This is a genomic window from Streptomyces sp. NBC_01390 (assembly GCF_045040105.1).
Taxonomy (GTDB): Bacteria; Actinomycetota; Actinomycetes; order Streptomycetales; family Streptomycetaceae; genus Streptomyces.
Genome location: NZ_CP109551.1, coordinates 28,774 through 47,692, shown reverse-complemented (window position 1 = coordinate 47,692; position 18,919 = coordinate 28,774). Strand labels below are relative to the sequence as shown.

At 68.4% G+C, this 18,919-nt stretch carries 16 protein-coding genes and 3 pseudogenes; 11 read left to right on the top strand and 8 right to left on the bottom strand.

Features of this window, described 5'->3' with window-relative positions; genetic code table 11:
- Nucleotides 1-131: 131 nt before the first annotated feature.
- Nucleotides 132-2,726, top strand: a pseudogene (locus OG241_RS00230) (hypothetical protein); the annotation flags it as partial.
- Here OG241_RS00230 and OG241_RS00225 read toward each other — a convergent pair.
- On the bottom strand, nucleotides 2,709-4,283 hold the full coding sequence (locus OG241_RS00225) for a hypothetical protein (RefSeq protein WP_405812664.1): 1,575 nt from the start codon (nucleotides 4,281-4,283) through the stop codon (nucleotides 2,709-2,711). The pseudogene OG241_RS00230 and the gene OG241_RS00225 sit on opposite strands and share 18 nt — an antisense overlap.
- 99 nt (nucleotides 4,284-4,382) lie before the next feature.
- The gene (locus OG241_RS00220; RefSeq protein WP_405812662.1) at nucleotides 4,383-4,601 is read right to left on the bottom strand and encodes a DUF6207 family protein; all 219 of its coding nucleotides are present in this window, start codon (nucleotides 4,599-4,601) and stop codon (nucleotides 4,383-4,385) included.
- Between the two features lie 368 nt (nucleotides 4,602-4,969).
- Between OG241_RS00220 and OG241_RS00215 the strand changes: the two genes are divergently transcribed.
- The 3 genes and pseudogenes from OG241_RS00215 to OG241_RS00205 form a co-directional block, all read left to right on the top strand.
- Complete coding sequence (locus OG241_RS00215) at nucleotides 4,970-5,323, top strand: hypothetical protein (RefSeq protein ID WP_405812660.1); 354 nt, start codon at nucleotides 4,970-4,972, stop codon at nucleotides 5,321-5,323.
- 571 nt (nucleotides 5,324-5,894) lie between these two features.
- Nucleotides 5,895-7,678, top strand: a pseudogene (locus OG241_RS00210) (reverse transcriptase domain-containing protein).
- A gap of 110 nt (nucleotides 7,679-7,788) precedes the next feature.
- Nucleotides 7,789-7,941, top strand: a pseudogene (locus tag OG241_RS00205) (IS5/IS1182 family transposase); the annotation flags it as partial.
- Between the two features lie 66 nt (nucleotides 7,942-8,007).
- Here the strand turns inward: OG241_RS00205 and OG241_RS00200 are convergent.
- A complete protein-coding gene (locus OG241_RS00200; protein WP_405812658.1) occupies nucleotides 8,008-9,399 on the bottom strand; it encodes a hypothetical protein in 1,392 nt (463 codons plus the stop codon).
- Nucleotides 9,400-9,813: 414 nt separating this feature from the next.
- Between OG241_RS00200 and OG241_RS00195 the strand changes: the two genes are divergently transcribed.
- The gene (locus OG241_RS00195; RefSeq protein ID WP_405812656.1) at nucleotides 9,814-10,038 is read left to right on the top strand and encodes a hypothetical protein; all 225 of its coding nucleotides are present in this window, start codon (nucleotides 9,814-9,816) and stop codon (nucleotides 10,036-10,038) included.
- A 119-nt stretch (nucleotides 10,039-10,157) separates the two neighbouring features.
- Here OG241_RS00195 and OG241_RS00190 read toward each other — a convergent pair whose 3' ends face one another.
- Complete coding sequence (locus OG241_RS00190; protein WP_405812654.1) at nucleotides 10,158-10,283, bottom strand: hypothetical protein; 126 nt, start codon at nucleotides 10,281-10,283, stop codon at nucleotides 10,158-10,160.
- A 513-nt stretch (nucleotides 10,284-10,796) separates the two neighbouring features.
- On the opposite strand from OG241_RS00190, the gene OG241_RS00185 reads away from it, so the two are divergent.
- Complete coding sequence (locus OG241_RS00185; RefSeq protein WP_405812652.1) at nucleotides 10,797-11,348, top strand: hypothetical protein; 552 nt, start codon at nucleotides 10,797-10,799, stop codon at nucleotides 11,346-11,348.
- Here OG241_RS00185 and OG241_RS00180 read toward each other — a convergent pair.
- Nucleotides 11,305-12,096, bottom strand: a complete 792-nt coding sequence (locus OG241_RS00180; protein ID WP_405812650.1) for an IS5 family transposase — start codon at nucleotides 12,094-12,096, stop codon at nucleotides 11,305-11,307. The two genes, OG241_RS00185 and OG241_RS00180, sit on opposite strands and share 44 nt — an antisense overlap.
- A 288-nt stretch (nucleotides 12,097-12,384) precedes the next feature.
- On the opposite strand from OG241_RS00180, the gene OG241_RS00175 reads away from it, so the two are divergent.
- Nucleotides 12,385-13,095 carry an SAVED domain-containing protein gene (locus OG241_RS00175; RefSeq protein WP_405812648.1) on the top strand — a complete coding sequence of 237 codons (711 nt, stop codon included), beginning with the start codon at nucleotides 12,385-12,387 and terminating at the stop codon, nucleotides 13,093-13,095.
- 31 nt (nucleotides 13,096-13,126) lie between these two features.
- On the opposite strand, the gene OG241_RS00170 is transcribed toward OG241_RS00175, so the two are convergent.
- Nucleotides 13,127-14,251: a hypothetical protein gene (locus OG241_RS00170; protein ID WP_405812646.1), complete on the bottom strand. Its 1,125-nt coding sequence runs from the start codon at nucleotides 14,249-14,251 to the stop codon at nucleotides 13,127-13,129.
- 410 nt (nucleotides 14,252-14,661) lie between these two features.
- Here OG241_RS00170 and OG241_RS00165 point away from each other — a divergent pair, with 410 nt between their 5' ends.
- The 4 genes from OG241_RS00165 to OG241_RS00150 are packed head-to-tail and all read left to right on the top strand — an operon-like array spanning nucleotide 14,662 to nucleotide 17,967.
- The gene (locus tag OG241_RS00165; protein ID WP_405812644.1) at nucleotides 14,662-15,639 is read left to right on the top strand and encodes a hypothetical protein; all 978 of its coding nucleotides are present in this window, start codon (nucleotides 14,662-14,664) and stop codon (nucleotides 15,637-15,639) included.
- The gene (locus OG241_RS00160) at nucleotides 15,636-16,220 is read left to right on the top strand and encodes a hypothetical protein (protein WP_405812642.1); all 585 of its coding nucleotides are present in this window, start codon (nucleotides 15,636-15,638) and stop codon (nucleotides 16,218-16,220) included. Before OG241_RS00165 ends, OG241_RS00160 begins: the two co-directional genes overlap by 4 nt.
- The gene (locus OG241_RS00155) at nucleotides 16,214-17,494 is read left to right on the top strand and encodes a HesA/MoeB/ThiF family protein (protein WP_405812640.1); all 1,281 of its coding nucleotides are present in this window, start codon (nucleotides 16,214-16,216) and stop codon (nucleotides 17,492-17,494) included. The genes OG241_RS00160 and OG241_RS00155 overlap by 7 nt, the downstream gene beginning before the upstream one ends.
- The gene (locus OG241_RS00150) at nucleotides 17,491-17,967 is read left to right on the top strand and encodes a Mov34/MPN/PAD-1 family protein (RefSeq protein WP_405812638.1); all 477 of its coding nucleotides are present in this window, start codon (nucleotides 17,491-17,493) and stop codon (nucleotides 17,965-17,967) included. Before OG241_RS00155 ends, OG241_RS00150 begins: the two co-directional genes overlap by 4 nt.
- Before the next feature lie 20 nt (nucleotides 17,968-17,987).
- On the opposite strand, the gene OG241_RS00145 is transcribed toward OG241_RS00150, so the two are convergent.
- Both OG241_RS00145 and OG241_RS00140 read right to left on the bottom strand, forming a co-directional pair.
- Complete coding sequence (locus OG241_RS00145; RefSeq protein ID WP_405812636.1) at nucleotides 17,988-18,392, bottom strand: hypothetical protein; 405 nt, start codon at nucleotides 18,390-18,392, stop codon at nucleotides 17,988-17,990.
- 82 nt (nucleotides 18,393-18,474) lie between these two features.
- Nucleotides 18,475-18,672, bottom strand: a complete 198-nt coding sequence (locus OG241_RS00140) for a hypothetical protein (protein ID WP_405812634.1) — start codon at nucleotides 18,670-18,672, stop codon at nucleotides 18,475-18,477.
- Nucleotides 18,673-18,919 lie beyond the last annotated feature (247 nt).

Sequence of the window (18,919 nt, the reverse complement as noted above, 5' to 3'; positions counted from 1 at the left end):
GTGGTCGTGGACTGCGTGCATCGATTGATGGGAGCATGTCATATGAGAGGGTGTGATGGGGATGGGCACACCGGTTCGGACGTCAGTTCACCGGGCGTGGATCTGGTGGGCCGGGATCAGTCGTCGGCGCCATGGAGCTGTGCGAGGACATGGCGCCGCTGCTCACGGAGCTGCGCAACTGCCGCCTCCCAGTGGCGGTCCAGGCCTTCGCGAGCGAGATCGAGGGCTTCCCCCTCGACTGGGCGCCGCTCTCCGTGGTCGCCCCGGTCACCGAGGCCTCCGCCGAATACCAGGCCATCGCCTACGCACTCGACACCCCGGACGTCGAACTGGTCCTCGTCGACCGCTCCTCGGACCACGTCTTCCAGTGGGAGACCGAGCACCTCACCGCACCAGACACGGCTGCGGACTCCGACCCCGACGCTCCCGAGACGCCGCAGCAGGCCGCCCTGCACGGCGACGCCGTCGGCGTGGAGATCGGCGACCTGCGCCCGCGCTTCGCCGAACTGGAGGAGCACCTCCTGCGCCACGGCCGGGTCCGGCACTGGTCGGAGTGGTGGCACCAGTACGTCGAACTGCCGCTCGGCGACAGCGACCACGACACCTACCGCCAGGTGATGCTGCTCATCGGCAGCCTCTTCCGGCGCCTCGCCCCCGGCGACCCGGGGAAGGTGCGGGTCGACGAGAACCGCGAGCGGTACATGTGGACGCGGATGCGCGAGCACCTCGCCGCCACCGGCGCCGACCCCGCCGACTGCCTCTACGTCTGCGGCGCCTTCCACGCGGCCAGCAGGGTCGAGGAGTTCGGCGTGCACGGCAGGGACACCTTCACCATCAGCCCGCCGAGCCCCACCAAGTGGCGGCACGGTCTGATCCCGTCCAGCCACGCGGCGATCGAGGCGCAGTTCGGCCTCGCCGCGGGCTCGGTGTCCATCGCCGCGTCGGAATGGGCGAAGAACGTCAAGCGCACCGGCGTCCGCCCGTTCCGCCTGGAGGGCCAGGCGGGCACGAAGAAGAGCACGAAGAAGAGCACGAAGAAGCCCACGGCGAAGAAGGCCCTCCCCGCGCCGGTCCCGGCCCAGGCCGCCCTACCCGCCGACCGGCTCACCGGCTTCCTCCGGCGCCCGCCCACGCTCGACCCCCTCGACGAGGCCGAACTGCTCGGCTGGTCGGTGGACATCGTGCGCGCGGCCCGCCGGGGCGGCTACCTCGCCTCCACCGCCGACGCCATCGCCGTCTTCGAGACGTCGATCCTGCTGGCCGGGATGCGCGAGCGCGCCAAGCCGACGCCGTACGACTTCCAGGACGCGGCCGTCACCTGCATCGAGAAGGACGCCGTCCCGGGCCGGCGTGACGTCGGCCGACTGGTCGAGATCATGATGGGCGGCGACCGCGTCGGCCAGGTCGGGTACGACGCGCTGCCGCCGCTGGCCCGCGACGTGCACGACCGGCTCGCCCCGCTGAACCTGAAGCTCCAGCAGCGCGGAGTGCAGCGCGCCCTCCTGGACATCGCCTCGCGGCCGGAACTGGAGCACTGCTCCGACCTGTTGTGGATGCTGCGCCGTCTGCTGCCCGACGGCGCCGCTCGGCCCATCATGGGCGAACGCCGGCTCGGCGAGCGCCCCATCCAGGAGTCCTGGGACCTGGCCCTGGGCACCCACCAGCGCGCCCTCATCGAGCTCGGATACGAGGGCGTCAGCATCGAGCAGGTCCTCGAACAGCGGCTGCGGCGCGCCGCATACGCCCCGCAGGCCACGGCGGCCCAGGTCCTGGAGGCCGTCGAGGACGCCCTCCTGCATCTGCGCAGCCGTCGGCTCGCCGGCTAGCTCGGCACCCGTGCCCTGGAGGTGCTGGCGGGTGAACGCAGCGTCGACGGCGCGCCGGAGGTGCTGCGCCGCGTCCGCCGGCTGCTGGCCTACTACCGCACCGCCGAACCGGTGCTGCCGCCCTGGATCGAGTCCTTCGTCAAGGCCGGCTACGCGCACTACTGCACGCTGCTGCCGACGGCGTTCACCGACGACGACGCCACCGTCCGCCAGGTCGCGGCCATGCTGGGCTTCCTGTTCGGCATGGAGAGCCTGGCCCTGTCCCTCGGCTGCGACCGCACCCAGCTCGAACTCGCCCAGTCCCACCCGACCGAGCCCTCCCGCACCGCACTGCTGTGGGCGGCGCAGACCCACCTGGGCACGCTGTCGAGGACGGCGCTGCGGGCGCACTGCGCCGAACTGCTCGGCAACCCACTGGTCGTCCCCGCCTACCCCCACTACCTCAGCGGGTTCGTGCACGCCCTGGAACCGGTGCCGGGACTGGCCGACTTCGTCGTCGAGGCAGTGTCCAACGCCTTCGCACGGCTCCCGGACCCGGTGCTGCTGCCCTGGCTCCCGACGCTGATCACCGGCCTGCGGGCGGGCGGCAGCGACCTGGCCCCGCTGCTGATCCGCGAGGCCGGCCGTGTCTTCCCCGCCCGGCTCGCGGAGCTGGACAACTGGGTGCCGCCCTGGCGACTCCCGCAGAAACCGCCGCGCCTGCACCTGGAGTCAGCAGCAAGCACCGGGACCGGCCTGGCGCTCCTGTCCGCCCACCCCGCGACCTGCGACGCGCTCGCGGACCTGCTGGGCTGCGAAGGGACATGGGAGACCGCCGAAGCCACGCCCGCCGGAGCAGCCCTCCTCGCCCGCCACCCGGAGACCGCGACGGCGCTGGACGCGCTACTCGCCGTCGGCTGACCCGGCGCAGGCGCTCACCAGAGCGCGGATCGCCGGTGCGGGCAACGCCGGGTTGGCGGCCGCGTGCTGGGCCAGCTCCTCGTCGTCGAGGAGCTCCGCCAGCCGGGACGACGGAAGGTTCGGGTGGCGTGCGAACGCGGCCCGGACGGCGGGGTCGGGGTCCCGGGTGAGCCGCTCCACGGCGGCCGGCGGGACCTTGGGGTCGCGGGCGGCCATCGCCCGGACGGCGGGATCTTCGTCGTCGGTGTGGACGGCCAGTCCGTCGGTGGGGAAGTGCGGGCGGGTGAGGAGGCGGTCGCGCTGATGGCCGGTGTACTCGAGGAAGCTGCGCAGGAGCAGGGCCGCCGGGGCGTCCGGGTGGTTCTGGGCCAGCAGGACGCGCACGCCCAGGTCGTCGTCGGCGGCAAGCCGGGCCACCAGGTCGGCCGGCAGGGTGTGCACCCGCGCGGCGTCTCGGCGCAGCATCGGGTGACCGGACAGCGCGTCCCGGCGGACGGCCTCGGGCTCCGGAGGCGTCAGCGGCCCCGGACAGAACAGGAAGAGCCCGTCCAAGGGGACCATGTAGCCGATTGCGGCCCGTTCCTCCTCGCTCCACGCGGGGTGCACGGAAACCGCCAGCCGCACGCCCGGGTCGGGATCCGTGGCGAGGGCTTGCCGCTGGGCAGGGCCGAGGTCCGGGTGGCGCGCGATCGCCCTGCGCACATCCGGTACGGGGTCGGCGGCGAGGGTGCGGAGCTCGGCGGGGTCGAGGTCGGTGCGGCCGGCGATCTCCGCACGGATCTCCGGGTCCGGATCGGCGGCCAGGAGCCTCACCACGTCGGGGGGCAGGGTCGGGTTCCCGGCGATCATCGACCGGTCACTCGGGCCGGCCGTCGCGGTGAGGACCGCGTCCACGACCGCCCTGCTGAGGGCCCGCTGCATCAGGATGTCGGTGCGGCCGTGACACGGTCTGTCGGGCAGGACGCTCTCGACCCACACCGGGTCCTCGCCGCGCAGGTGCCGCTGGGCCCTCGACCGGACCTCGTCGTCGGGGTCCGTCAGCAGCGCGGTCCGTGTCTCGGCGGGCAGCCACGTCCACATGCCGACGCCCCAGGCGCGGACCTTCGGATCCGGGTGCGTGGGCATGGACCGGCGCAGCCCGGGCGAGAACTGCCGGTAGAAGGAACCGCCGAGGTGTTCCTGCTCGTAGCTGTTGAGCATGTGCACGACGGCGTCGTCGGGCAGCGGCGGCCCGTCGTAGTCCAGCCCGGGTCCCTCGGCGAGGTGGGCGCGGACGAACCAGTGCGGATCATCCAGGAGCCGTGCCCGCTGGGCCGGATCGGCATGGGGGTTGCGGGCGAAGAAGCTGCGGGTGTGATGGTCGGGGTGCGTGATCACGGCGTCGACGACCGCCGGCGGCAGGACCCGGTCCCGGCACAGCACCATCCGTACGGCGAGCGGGGCCTGGGCCAACAGGTGCAGCAGGACCTCCGGCGGAGCGGCGGGATTCAGCGCCAGCCCGGCGAGCCGCCGGGTGGGCAGGTCGGCGTCCTGCCAGATCTCGTCAGGTGTCGGCACGCCTCGAACCCCCAGGGAAAGACCACGGAATGGACCCCCTGCCACAGGACAGGGGGGTCCATGACCCTAACCGCTCACTGCCGCCCTACCGGTGTCGGATCAGAGCAGCCGGACGCTGGGCTGGCCCGGATCCCGGGTCGTGTGCGTCGCCGTCGCCCACCGCGCGGCGAGCAGCTCCTGCACGGCGAGGGCGGTCTGGTCGTCGCACGCCGCGATCTCCACCACGGCCAGCCCCGGCCGTTCCACATGTGCTTCGTTGATCGGCCCCGTGCATGGCACTACGCGCCAGCACCCGAAAAGGTTCTGCGATCCGGCCATGTTCACCTGGCCGAGTCGGGTCCCAGCATGTATGTCGACCATGGCGGCGGCGCTGGCCGCACTGAACGAGCTGCGCGGCGATCTGCAGGCGCGGCCCGGGCAGTCGGATGAGTACGAACGGCCTGACTTGTCCTTTTGGCGCGGGCGGCCGAGGCAGTCTCGACAGACTGGAGCTGGTCGTCGACACTGCCATCGTGGGGGATAGCGCGGTGTGGGTTGGGATTTTCACTGGTAGCACGGCGGTCCTGGCGAGTTGGGTGACCACCCTTGGCAACGCGCGAGCGGCAAGGGTTCAGGCGGAGACATCGTTACAGGCTCAGGATCGGGACCGTGTACGAAGCAGTCGGCGTAGCGCCTACCTGGAACTGATGGAGCAGGCTCACGTCACCGGCGAGTTGTACTGGAAGGTTGGCGACGCCAACTTCCATCTCACCGATCACGTCGACCGGTTGGCGCGCATCGAGGAACTTAGAACGCAACTGCGTAATGTCTTCGATCCGCTCATGCGCTGCGTACGGGTCATCGTGCTGGAAGGACCCGACACAGTCGCCAAAGCCGCTCGCGGCGTGCTGGAAGCAGCATCGGAAACCAATTCGGCCCTGTGGCGTATTGCCCAAGAGGAACCAGAGGCACGTGAGCGATTCGAGGCGGCTCAGGGACGTTTCCGGGCCTGCCTGGAAGAGTTCATCGAAGCAGCCCACAAGGCCGTCAGCGGCCAATGAGCGTGCTGCCTCGCCGCTGGAAAGTCGAGCGCACGATGTGCGCCACGAGGCGCTCTGTTTGTATCCCCGGCTCAGCCGGGAGGAACTCGGAAGGAGGTTTCTGGGCCCGATGACTTACCTGGAACCGAAAGGCGAAGGGGACAAAAGCATGTCAGAAAACCAGTGACCGGGCCCAGTTGTCAGGGGCGGTGTGCTGGGTGGCCCGCGCGATATGGCGAAGACTGAATTGTTTGAAGCCCAATCTCCAGAAGATGCAAGTTCCCATCCGTCGGAAAGACAGCTGAAACCGACGCCGTGCTCTGCACTGGCTTCTATTGTGCGGTCGGTGCACCTCCGGAGCGCGGGCGATGTCCAGCGAGGACATTCAAGGAGATGAGTGGGTCGCCTACGTCGCGCTAGAACGTACAAACAGAGACGAACGTGGGATCGCCTACGGGACGCGAGTCCTATGGCGACGGAGGCCTCGTAGTAGTCGCCGGAGCAACGCCCGGCCAGGGAGGATGGGAAAGCCGTCCGCAGGGCGAAGGGGGCCAGGTGATTCGGACACCTTCAGACTCGGGAGGTATGCGAAATGCAGAGTGCCGAAACGGTGCTGGGTGTCCTGCGTGAACGCGGCAGGCGTGGCCTGCCGTGCGAGGAACTGTATCGACAACTGTTCAACCCGCAGTTGTATCTGCTGGCCTACGGGCGAATCTACGCCAACCACGGCGCGATGACGCCCGGGGTCACAACGGAAACCGCTGACGGCATGTCGCAGAGGAAAATTGACCGTACTATTGAAGCGATGCGCCACGAGCGTTACCGCTTCCGTCCGGTCCGGCGCGTTCATATTCCCAAGAAGAACGCGGGAAGACGCGTCCTCTGGGGCTGCCGACGTGGTCGGACAAGCTTGTCGGCGAAGTCGTCCGTCTCTTACTGGAGGCGTATTACGAGCCGATGCTCTCCGGCCGGTCTCATGGGTTTCGGCCTCGTCGTGGGTGCCATACCGCGCTGCGGGAGGTGGCTCACACCTGGACCGGGACAGCCTGGTTCATCGAGGGTGATATCGCTGACTGCTTCGGCAGCCTGGACCATCAGGTCCTGTTGGCGATTCTCGGCGAGAAGGTCCATGACCAGCGGTTTCTGCGGCTGGTGCGGAACATGCTGACAGCCGGATACCTGGAGGACTGGAAGTGGGGCGCCACGCTCTCCGGAGCGCCGCAAGGCGGGGTGGCCTCCCCGATCCTGTCCAACATCTATCTGCACAAGTTGGACGAGTTCGTAGAGACAGTACTGATTCCGGAGTACACCAGAGGGGTGCGTCGGGCCCGAAATCCGGCGTATTTGGAGCTGCAAAATCTGCTGGCGAAGGCTCGCCGACGCGGTGACCGGGTTCAGGCCCGGACGCTGCGGCAGCAGATGGTCAGCCTGCCGAGCTCGGATCCACAAGATCTGGGATACCGGAGGCTGCGCTACATCCGCTATGCAGACGATCACCTCCTCGGATTCACCGGACCGAAGGCCGAGGCTGAGCAGATCAAGCAACGCCTGGCGATGTTCCTGCGCGAAGAACTCAAGCTGGAGCTTTCCCAGGAGAAAACGCTGATCACTCACGGTCGCACCCAAGCGGCCAGGTTCCTCGGTTACGAGATCGCGACCCAGCACAACGACACGAAGAAGACCGGCCGTTACCGACGCGTCAACGGTCAGATCGCTCTTCGTGTCCCTCTGGACGCGATCAAGTCCAAAAGTGCCCCCTATCTTGCCCGCGGCAAACCCGCAAAGCGAGATGCCCTCATCAACAGCAGCGATCACGCGATTGTTGCCACGTTCGGGGCCGTCTATCGGGGCATTGTCCAGTACTACCTGCTCGCCGGGGATGTTTCCCGGCTGCACCGACTGCGATGGGTTATGGAGACATCCATGCTCAAGACCCTTGCGTCCAAGCACCGTTCATCCGTGTCGAAGATGGCTGCCAAGCACAAAACCAGAATCGACACGGATCATGGCCCTCGAGTCTGCTTCGAGGCCCATATCGAGCGGGAGAACAGGAAACCGCTGGTGGCGCGGTTCGGTGGAATACCCCTCTATCGGCAGCGGGCGGCGAAGGTGGTCGACCGGCGGCCGACGTGGGTGGACTATCCGCACAAAGAGCTGGTCACCCGGCTCCTGGCGGACACATGCGAGATCTGCGGGCACAACGGTGATGTGCAGGTGCATCACATTCGCGCCCTTGCAGATCTCGCCCATGCCGGATGGCCGCCGTCCGACTGGACGCGCGTCATGCTCGATCGACGCCGTAAAACGGTCGTGGCTTGCGATGCCTGTCACGATCGGATCCACGGGGCGCAGGCGGCCAAGCCCTTCACGTCGTAGTCACTGGAGAGCCGGATGACCAGGAAACCGTCATGTCCGGTTCGGCGGGAGGCCGTGCGGAAAAGGGCCTGCCACGGCAGGCACCTCGCCGCGCGGCCGACCCAACCGGCTGGTGCATGAACGCCCGCCGCAACGCACGCGACTACGAACGTCTTTCCCAGCACTCCGAAGCACACCTGAACTGGGCACTCATCACCATGATGACCAGGCGCCTGACCCGCAAGAGCCCCCGAACGAGCCAGTGGACCCGGAAGCCATCGTCCGGCGGATGATGGCCGTCCTTACCCGGCGCCGTCCGGCGCGCTGGCGCTGCTTCAACGTCTGCTGAATCAGGAGTCGGCTTCTGGGGGGTCCATCATGCCCTGTTCGGATACCCGGAGGAGTTCAGTAAGCGACAGAGCCGAGTGCGGGAGCCAGCGGCGTTCTGCGGAGTCGTGCTCGGCGTCCTCTTCCCAAGGACCAGCCTTCCAGGTGTCGATGACGGAATCGCGCGATTCTGCGGTGACGGGGATCCACGTAACAGTGTCGGCCTCGATGCGTCCTGATGACGCGCGGACTGCGTCGACGAGTTGCTGTTCGCTGAGCCGGGTCCGCACGTGAGCGAAGAAATATGCGGATGCCTCAAGGGCGTAGAACCCGAACCACGAGAAGACGATGTGATCGTAGTAGTCGGAGCGGTCTGTAAGGCCGATCTCCTCCTTCAAGGCCCGCCTCGCGAGCTTGAACCACCATTCCACGTCTTCCTGAGGGGCGGGCCAGTTCATGGTTTCGTGGGCACCTGCCTGGTGGAAGTCCGCCCAGACACGCTGTCCCGTCGGACGGCCGATGACCATAAGCGTGCCGGTGCGGCTCTGGACCGTGACGTTGATGGCGATGTTGGACCTCGGGGCGGACCTGATGATGCGGCGCAGCCCTTCTTGCCGGCCATTGGTGTACTTGCCGTGGAGGATCCTGTTACGGATTGCTTCGTAGGCGGCCTTGTCAGCGCGCATGTAGTTACGCAGGGCTACGTGACGTGAGTAGACGGAGCGGGACACCTTCAGGTGCAGTTGCTCGCTGCGGGGGTCTTGTTCCCGATCGTCCACCTCGTAACTGACCAGGGCAGGACATGGGCTGCCCATGCCTTCGGCCTGAGCCTCGGCCAGCAAACGGTCGAACAGCTTATGGTCACGGATCCAGTCTTCGCGCTGCCCGTGGCGGGTCAGCTCGGTCGCCCAGTCCACGATCTCGATCGGCGCCACGTTGCGGTCCTCGACCATCGGGCGTGCCGGGTTCCATGTGGAGATCCGAAAGAATCCGAGGTCCTCAGAGTCGAACGGGCTGAGCTGATACACCTTGGGCTCCGCTCCGAGAAAGGTTCTGGTGAAGTCGAGGGTCGGGGCGATTTTGCCTGCGATCTGGGCGCACCGGCTCAGTTCGTCCTCCACCGCTTGGAGGAAGCGCTGACGCAGATCGAGATCCACCGGAAGAAGCCGACAGTTCGGCTTGAAGATCAGTTCGATATCTTCAAGTGACATACCCAGAGCGGGATGTCGCTCATGTACGAGCTGGGCAAGCCATGTGCGGTTCAGCGTGAAGGCCGCGCTGTATGGCCCGAAGCCTCCCTCCGGAGCCTGCCTCTTCGGTGCGCCTGGCCTGGGCCTGCGCTGGTTGATCCTGTCGCATTCAGCCTTCACCGCATCGCGGAATCCGCCACTCAACTGTGCATTCAGGGTCGGCACTTGACCTCCCATCAGGTGCCATCAGCGTATAGCTCACATACCTCAGGAATCTAGGGCATGTGGGTGCACCCAAAAGGCGCAGGTCAGGGCGTCGAGGTTACCCACGCAGGTGACTTGAAGATCGAATACATGGCCGGACAAGCAGCATCACTACGGAAGTGCATTGGAACTATGCACAGGTCAGGGCGCTAATAGATATCCATGGCCATCCACCTGAAAGGCTTCCATCCACGCACGATCAAACGCGTGGCTGGTTGGGCACCACCACGATGAGGGCGTGCATGCTCCATGGCATACGACCTTCAAAGAAGTGCGGGTCCGCCGACCCTGGCCTGGTAACCCTCGTGCCGACGGACCCGCCAAACCACCCGACTGTCGGTCGGCGCGGCCGACCGACAGCAGAGAGGCGGAACTGTGACCTACCTGGTTATGCCCACCATCGGCGCCGCACTCACCATCACCCTCATCACGATCGCCTTCCTGATCTCCTGTTGCGCGGCACTGATCGCGGGCTTCCTCGCCCGCCTTCAGCATGCCGACGTAAATACGATCACCAGGAACGCCGGGGCGGCGTTCGCATCGACCCTGACTCTGTGCATGGTCGTCATGGCCGCGGCCGGCATCCTCAACGGCGGTTGACAAGAAGAAGAAAAACACCTAATCAAGAGCTGCATCTTCATCTGGCACCGCCTCACGCCCTCACCCTGAAGGCGCGAGACCGGTGTCGACGACGCCGGAGGCGAGGAGGGTGATGCGGCCTACTCGGTGGCGGCGGCGCGCTTCTTCTTCGTCTGCCGCTTGGCCGGTGGTGGTTCTTCGACGGAGGCGCCGTTGTTCATCCGCGTAAAGGCTTCCAGGACCTGGTCGATGATGCGGCGGCGCATCTCGCTCTCGGGGTCCTCGCCCAGGTTCTGGGCCAGGCGCTCCGCGGTCAGGCCGCGATCAGTCCGGCCGCCACGCTCCTACGCGTTTCCTGGCCCCCGGTTACTGCAGCTACCTACGCGGGTGCCGAGTCTCTGCGGGCGATCTACAGTCCGCTACATGACCGTTCTCATCGTTCTCGGAGGCGCCCTCCAACTGGCTGGCCTTGGCGCCGCAGCCTGGGGCGTGACCCTGACCAGGAGGACGTATGCCCCAGAGCACCCCAGCACGTTCCACCAGGCAAAAGAGCTGTTGGGCAGCTGCCTTCGGCGGCTCAGCCGCAGACCGGCCGGGACTCCCTCCAGCTCCCCTGCACCCCTGCAGACCGACGCGGTCGGGACGGCTGAGCGGGCGTACGTACTAAGAAGCTGTTGTCTTTCCGGACTTGAGGACTGCGTTTCCGCTGGTCAGGCGTAGGGTCGGCGATCCCGTGGGAGTTGTGGCCTGTCGTGTTGTCGCTGCCCGGGAGGTCGTGGATGCCGTCGGTGGTTGGGCTGTTGGAACAGCGTGAGCTGGGTGCTCGCCGTCGTGTTGACGAGCTGCGGGAGGAAGCCGACCGTGTCCAGGCCGAGTTGGCCGTGGCCGAGCGGGAATGGAGGGAGTGGGCCATCGCCTGCTCGCGGGTCGGCGAGGTGCTGGCCCCCGTGGACGAGAGCGGGCAGGACCCCGCCCGGGCCGAGGGGACCGCGCCAGCCGCCGGGGAGCAGACCGGAAAGACGCCGCAGGTGCCGGAGGCAGCGAAGAGGAAGTCGCAGGTTCCGATGTGGCGTGAGGGGCTGGCCTGGTCGGTGCTGTCGGTGGACTATCAGCGCATCCTCACCGCGCTCGCGGACCGGGACCGGCTCCGTCAAGGTCCGCTGACCTGCCAGGAGTTGGCCGTGTTGTTCGGTCTTGACGTGGTGCCGGCCAAGGTGGAGGCGCTGCGGTCGAAGGCGAAGCGACTGGTCGCGCGGGGCTGGCTGGCCGAGGGGCAGCCGGGACGGTTCACGCTCGCTGCGGGTGTGGCCGGGCGAGGCGGCGGGTCATGAGCAGGGTCATCGACCAGTAGATCATCGCTTCGGCGCTGGTGGTGCGGCGTTCGTAGTCGCGTGCCAGGCGGCGGGTGCGCATCAGGTGGGCGAAGAGGCGCTCGACGATCCACCGTTTGGGCAGGACCACGAAGCCGCGCATGTCGTCGCTGCGTCTGACGATCGCGAGGACCAGGGCGAGCACGGTGAGGCAGCGCTCGACGAGGCTGCCGGTGTAGCCGCCGTCGGCCCAGACCAGCTCCAGCCGGTGGTGGGCGTCGGCGACCTGCCGCAGCAGGACCTGGGCGGCGGCGCGGTCGCCGGTGTCCGCGGCGGTGACCATCACGCCCAGCAGCAGGCCGAGCGTGTCGACCACGACGTGCCGCTTGCGCCCGTTGACCAGCTTTCCGCCGTCGAAGCCGCGGCTGTCCGCACCGACGACGGCGTCCGCCTTGACGGACTGCGAGTCGATCACGCCAGCCGTCGGCTCCGTGTCGCGCCCGTCCCTTTCGCGGATCCTTGCGCGCAGCCGGTCGTGGAACTCCTTGACCAGCCAGTGGTCGCGCCAGCGGCGGAAGAACGCGTAGACCCGGTCCCACGGCGGGAAGTCGGCGGGCATGGCCCGCCACTTGATGCCGTTGTCGACCAGGTAGCGGATCGCGTCGAGTATTGCCCGGTGGCAGTACGCCTCCGGCTGTCCGCCCCGGCCGCGCAGCCAGCCCGGCACGGGCAGCAGCGGCCGGGCCACGGTCCACTCCGCGTCCGTCATGTCCGAGGGATACCGCCGAACACGTTCCGGGTGATCGGCTGCGTTTCCGAACCGGTGGGCGACACAATCACACGTCGGTGCAGCCGAGTTGAACTCCACCGGCGTGTGCACGTACAACTGCGGCAACAGGGTCTCCTGGATCTCGGTTGGCTTCGCAACCCCGAGCTACCAAGAGGCCCTGCCTTCATGCCCGCAGCCGGCGCCAACCACCCGATCGAGACTCCCGTTCGACTCACACCCCTCAAGATCGGAACGACAACAGCTACTGAGGGTTCGTCACGTGCGGTGGTGTCCATCGCCACCCTGAAGCCGGACCCGATGGCCGAGGACGCCGACTACGGGGTGGACTGGGCGGAGCGCTTCGAGGGCGCCTCGGCCTATCTGAAACGGCGCCCGCTGGCCCCGGCAACCTGGGCTCAGCTGCAGGAGGACATCGAAGCCGCACCGTATCGGATGCCGCCCGGCACCACAGCGGTTGCCGTCACCGGCAGCCTGCGTCTGGCACCCGCGTTCGTGGTCGGTGCGGCCTTCCGCATGGTGACCGGCGCCGACCTGGCTGTGGTCCAGCGCGGCCAGTTGTGGTCATCCGCCGAGCCTTACGAGACTCCGCTGCAGCCGGCCGTCGACGAGCACGTCCTCGATCTCGGGCCCGACCTCGCCGTCGCCATCGCGGTCGCCACCGACCCTGCTCAGGATGTGCTGGACTTCCTGACCGAGCAGCAGATCCCTGTCTCCCGGCTGCTGGTACTGCGCCCGCCCGGCGGGGCGAAGGACAACTCCATCCCGGACGCCGCAACGGCCAACGCACTCGCCGTCGGCATCCGGGAACACCTCCGCCGTGCCTGCCGCGCCCACCCCGCGATCCACCTTTTCCAGGCCGGCCCCATGGGCCTGTCCCTGCTGCTGGGCAACCGGTGGAACCGGCTGCGCCCGACCACCGTGTACGAGGACGTCAACGCGCAGCAGGTGTACGAGAAGGCGTTCGTCATCGACGCATGAGGACCCGCCACAACCACTACGATCCCGCTGCCTACGGCGGAGTCGCGCCCTGCGCCAGCCGCAGGTCGTGGTGGACCAGAGATATCCGGTCACGGGCCGTCAGCCAGCCCAGCGCGACAGCGATCGGCAGCGGGCCGTGGAAGAACAGCAGCCCCTCCACCGCGGTGGCGACGCCGAGCCGCTGCGCCCACTCCTGCCGCGCAGCCTGCCAGCACTCCCAGACATACGTCGTCACCGCGGCGTAGACACCGGGATCGTCGGGCAGGTAGGCGTTGCCGGTGTCGATGACGAGATAGGCGCCGCACGGACCGTCCGTGCCGCCGGGGCCCGCGGGCGGGAGACGGTAGCCGGTGTGGTGTCCCGGCCCGTAGGAATCCTGCCCGGTCACCGCCACGTGGCGTGCGTCATCAACCATGGAGCCGGCCGATGCCAGACGCACGATCAGCGCGATCCGGTGACGTTGCGCTCCGGCTGCGGCGGGGATCTCCACGAGCTGCGGACGGCCGCGCGTCGGGGCCACCAGAAGCCCGGTGACCTGCGCGCGCTGTGGGGGAGTGAGCGCAGCACGCAGCGAGCTGCCGAGCTCGACGCCGGGGACCACAGAGCGCCCGGCCTGCTGAGACAGATGCATCACGGCCAACGACAGCTGTGCATCGTCGGCCAGGCGCCGGCCCAGAAGGAACCCGTCCTGCAGATGAGCGAGCACGTACAGCGCGACCTCGGGCTCCGCTCTGCCGCCCGCTCGCAACTCCTCAATCTGCGCGTCGATGAGCCTGGCCACGAAGTCGGCGACGTCCGAACGGCCTTGCACAGAGCGCTCGCCGGGCCACAGGACCGCGCGATCGATGACCAGCGTCGCGCTGTGCGCGGTGCGGGAAGCGTTCTTCAGCGCCACGACCCGCGAGGCCTGCGTGCGGTCCGCCGGGTACAGGCTGACCACTACGCCGAGTCCACGGGGGCGCTGCAGCACCCACCCCGCCAGCATCAGGACGAGAGCGCCGGCGAAGACCACGACAAACACCCACTGCCGCTTGGTCCACTGCTCCAGGATGCTCGGTACGACACCGAGCGCGACGGCCGTGGAGGCCGCCATCAGCACCGTGCCGGCGCCTTCCCGGGAGAACAGCAGCCGCCTCAGTTGCCCATGCCACCTCACACGTCCCCCCCATCCTCCGGTCGAAGTCTCCTCTGCAGTGTCCCGCTGTGTGCCCGCTGACGCCGAAGATGTGAAAGGTGTGTTTTGCCCGGCCGTCCGCCTCGTCCTTCTGTCGTCGGACGAGCCCGCATCGGGCCCCGGGGCCACTGGCCCGGCCCTGGCGGGCTCCTCAGCGTGAGGCCGCAGCCCCGAGGTGCCTCCCACCTGCACAAAGCGCGCGGATCCGATATGTGCGAACGCCACCGCGAACAATCAGCTAGTCCTGGTGCAGGAGGGTTTGTCAGTGGCGGGTCTTACTGTGGTGAACGAGCAGCCACCGATGCCTGTTTGCGGCCGCCGCACCCCCACCCGGGAGCCAGCGGCCACGGCGTGCACCCGGGCTGGACGACGCGCCCGAGGAGGCACACCCCATGGGAATCAACGAGGCATTCGACGCGCTGCAGAAGGCCGTCAACGAGGACATCGGCAAGACCGGACTGGCTCGTGAGCGCCGGGACCTGTTCAAGACCGCGCTGCTGAGCGAGCCCGATGTCCTGGAGACCTTCGGCTCGGGCTCCTTGAGCCGCAGCACGCAGCTCAAGCCCATCCACGACGTCGACATCATCGCCGTCTACGACCAGGCTGAACAGCCCGAGTGGGGGAGCGAGGGCTCAAGCGCAGAGGATGCTCTCGAGCACGTCCGCACCCGGGTAAACCAACTGCTGAGCCAGAGCGACGGCACTCACGCCAACCAGGTCCGGCATACTCTCCTGCGTAACCACGCGGTCAAGTGCTTCCTTGACGACCCCGAGGATCCCGATGCCTTCACGGTCGACGTGATGCCCGCGCTGCGCCAGCCCGACGGCACGCTGCTCATCCCCGAGAAGCTCAGCACTCGTTGGGTGCCCGCCAACCCGGAGTACCTCATCGAGCAGGTCGCCGATCACCAGCGTGACTGGTCGCACTTCCGGCCCCTGGTCCGAGTCCTCAAGCAGTGGCGGCTCGACGCCCCGGTCGAGGGACGCATCAAGTCTCTCGTCATGGAAGTCCTCGCTCTCAATTGCATGCCCAGGACCGGCAACCGGTCCCAGGCGCTCAGGACGTTCTTCACCGCGGCTGCGGTCCGCGTCAACGAGGGTGTCTGGGACCCGGCCGGCCTGTGCGGTGAGATCCAGCCGGACCTCGACCGTGCGGGGCTGTCCGCCGCGTTCACCAACGCGGCGGACATCGCCGAGCGGGCCTGCGCGGCCGCGACCGAGGGCGACACCGACGACGCTCTGCGACTGTGGCAGGAGATCTTCGGAGACGACTTCCCGGCACCCGCTGCACCGGCCAAGCCTGCCTCGCTGATCACCGGGACGCCCGCGCTCATCACCCCGCGGCCCATCAAGGACGCACCCCAGGGATGACCACCGCACACACGCCCAATGACCGCACGCCCATCACCTGGTGGGCGTGCGAAGCACGCCGGCTTCGCTGCGACCACGACGAGATCACCGCTCAGTTCCCCGGCCTCGTCTGGAACGACGCCGGAGCAGGAACCTGGGAAGGCAGGCTGCCCCGCTGGCCTTTCGACCGGCCCGAGCCCGAGCACCTCACCACCTGGATCGGCGACGAAGGACTCCTTCTGCGCCTGGAGTACAGCCAGGCGTACCCCATGGTGGCGCCCCGCCTCGTCCCCCTCGATCCGCTGCCCGAACCGTTTGAATGGACCCAGCACCGCTGGCACGTCAACGGCGACGCCAGCCTGTGCCTCCTGCGCGACGACGTATGGACGGGCCGCGAGTCCGTTGTCGATCTGCTGCTGAAGGCCGCCGGCTGGCGGATCGAGTACGCACTGATGAAACACCAGATGATCGAGCAGATGACCGGCAGCGGCATCGTCACCGACCACAGCCTCGACCACTTCCTGGCCCAGCCCCTGCCACCCGAGGACACCACTGGCCACCCTGAACTGGACACCGGCGGGCAGGACGGTCCCGCGTGCTGATCCTCATCCCACAGGACGCCGCGACCACACTCCGCACCTCGGGCGCGTGGGGCCGACTGTCGTTGCGTATCAGCCAGCCGGACGACCTAGCTGTGGTGGGCGGCATCTCCGATGGCGGCGGCTCCATCATTTCTGTCGACCCGCCGCCGCCCGTCCCCCGCCTGCTCGCCAGCTGCGACTCCCGTCCTACCGGCTACTGGTACCAGGCCAAGAGTGAACTCCACGCGCTCTGGTACCTCCTGCGGGTACGGCGTGGCACGTCCATGAAGTTGGACGTGTTCAAGGACGCCGTGCCCAGCGGTTTCAAGACGCCGGGCGACGGCGGCTACGTGGCCATCACCCACGCCCCCGAAGTGAAGGACGCCTTTCCCGAAAGCGGTCTGCCGGACCTCGTCGCCTGGCACGTCACCCGTGCGGGCTTCCAGCCCCTCGAGGCGTCGGCCGAGCCCGAAACCACCGGGATTGGGCAACTCAGCGGTCACTGGCCCGTAAAGGAACTGCAGAACACGCGGATCATGCTGATCGGAGCGGGGAGCATCGGCTCGGCCACCGCGCACGCACTCGCCGGCTACGGCGTCGGCCATCTCACCCTCATCGACCCCGACCGGCTCGACTGGCACAACCTCGTCCGGCACACCAGCGCCCGCAAACACATCGGCCGACACAAAGTCACCGCCCTCGCCGAGGAACTCGCCTCCCTGCGCCCTGACACCGCGGTCACCCCCCTGCCCCTGGACGTCATCGAACACGCCGACCACGTCCGGGCCCTCCTCGCGGACACTCACCTCGTCGTGTGCACGGCAGACGGGGTGGCCCCGCGCCGTGTCACCGGACACCTGGCCCGCCGCGCCGGCCTCACCGCAGTCCTCGCGTGCGTCCTGCAGGACGGTGCCCTCGGCGAGATTCTGCGGTTGCACCCCTGGCCCCGGCACGGCTGCCTCACCTGCCGGCGCCAGAGCCTCGCCGAGGCAGGCGGCCTTGACCCCGAGCCCGCCCTGGACGCCGGGTACGGCACCGGCACCCGCCACCGGCCGATGACCGCCGTCGGCTCCGACCTTCACCTGGTCGCCCAGCTCGCGGCCAAAACCGCCGTCGCCACCGTCCTCGAACGCGCCGGGCACCCCGACCAGCGACTGCCGGGAGAGCACGCCCTGCTCGGCCTGCGCCGACAGCCCGACTGGGCCCCGCCCTTCAACCTCGGTCACACCGCCGAGCTGCGCTGGCTTCCCGCCACACCACCGAGATCCGGCTGCCCCACCTGCGAAGCACCATGACCCAGCAGCCCGTCACCACCGTGCACCTCACCGCCCCGGCCGCCCGGATCATCACCACCGAACTGCGTACGGCTGACCACACCACCGAGACCGGAGGCATCCTGCTGGGACACCACACCCACAACACCGTCACCGTCCACCACGCCGGAACCCCCGGTCCCGCCGCCGTACGTACACCCACCTACTTCCTCCGCGACCTGGCACACGCCCAGGCACTGGCCGACGAGGCGTTCGCGAGCGACGCCAGTGTCTGGGTCGGTGAGTGGCACACCCACCCCACCAGCCGCCCCGTCCCCAGCGCTCGTGACGCCGCCACCTACAGGCAACTTCTCGGCGACCCGGAACTGGGCTTCCACAGCGTCATCGCGGTGATCCTCGCTCCCCGCGAACACCACTGGGTCGGCGCGGCCTGGGCAGCCCGGCACGGTCGGATCACGCCGGTGGAGTTACGGCTGGACGGACCCGTCGGATGACGCCATGAGGGGCCACGCCGTTAAACCGGGCGGCGCAGTACGTCACCCCGCACGATCAGGATCTTGTGGGCGGACCAGTCGGCGTGGCAGGTGTCGCAGACCGTTTTGATCCATCCTCCGGGGGCGTCGTTGCGTGAGCGCGGTCGGCCGACTGCCCCACAGAATTCGCATGTAGCAGCCGCCTCCGCGACAGATGCCGCCACCAACGTACTTACCTTCTCGGGCACAGCCTGCTCGCCGGCGGTGACATGGATGCGCAAGCCGCCGAGCTTCTCCGTCACGTCGGTGACCCGGTAACCGGGCATGTCCACGGTGAGCTGCGCGTGGAGGCGTTCCAGAAGGGGATGCCAGCCCGGTCCGACGGCACGCAGCCGTGCGGGGATCTGAGCTCCGGCCGCAGCGGACCGGTTCCCTTCGTTGTCCATGCGGGCATCGTCCCTCACACGGCCTGCCCTTTGACGGACCATGACCTCCAAGCGAGCGGTACGGCAGGCCGGCTCGGCAGAGTCAGCCCGCCCCGGACCGCTGGCGCCCGGCGAGGTCCCCGTTCGCGGTGGCGACGAGATCTGCCAGGCGCTGCTCGGCATCCTGGCGGGTTCGCGGGGCGAGGCCGGCCAGCCCGCTGCGCAGCAGGCTCCCGACCCGCTCCACGAGCGGCTTGTCCTGCGGCCGTGCGCACCGGACCGTGGACTGTCGCCGCGGCACGTCAGCGTAGGCGACAAGACGTGCCGCGGAGATGCGCAACGGATCGCTGTCCACGCTGAACAGCCAGCGCCAGCTGGGGGCCGTCGCCGGTCGGTACGGTGATGACGTCCGATTCCTGCACGATGATCACCTCTCTGTGTCGGGGCCGGCCCCTCTCCCGAGGGCGGCTTGTGCCTGCAGCCTTCTGCGGAGTGAAGAACCGGTCGGCGGCTTCCCGCCGTGCTGCGGCGGTCGTTTCCGGCGCCGG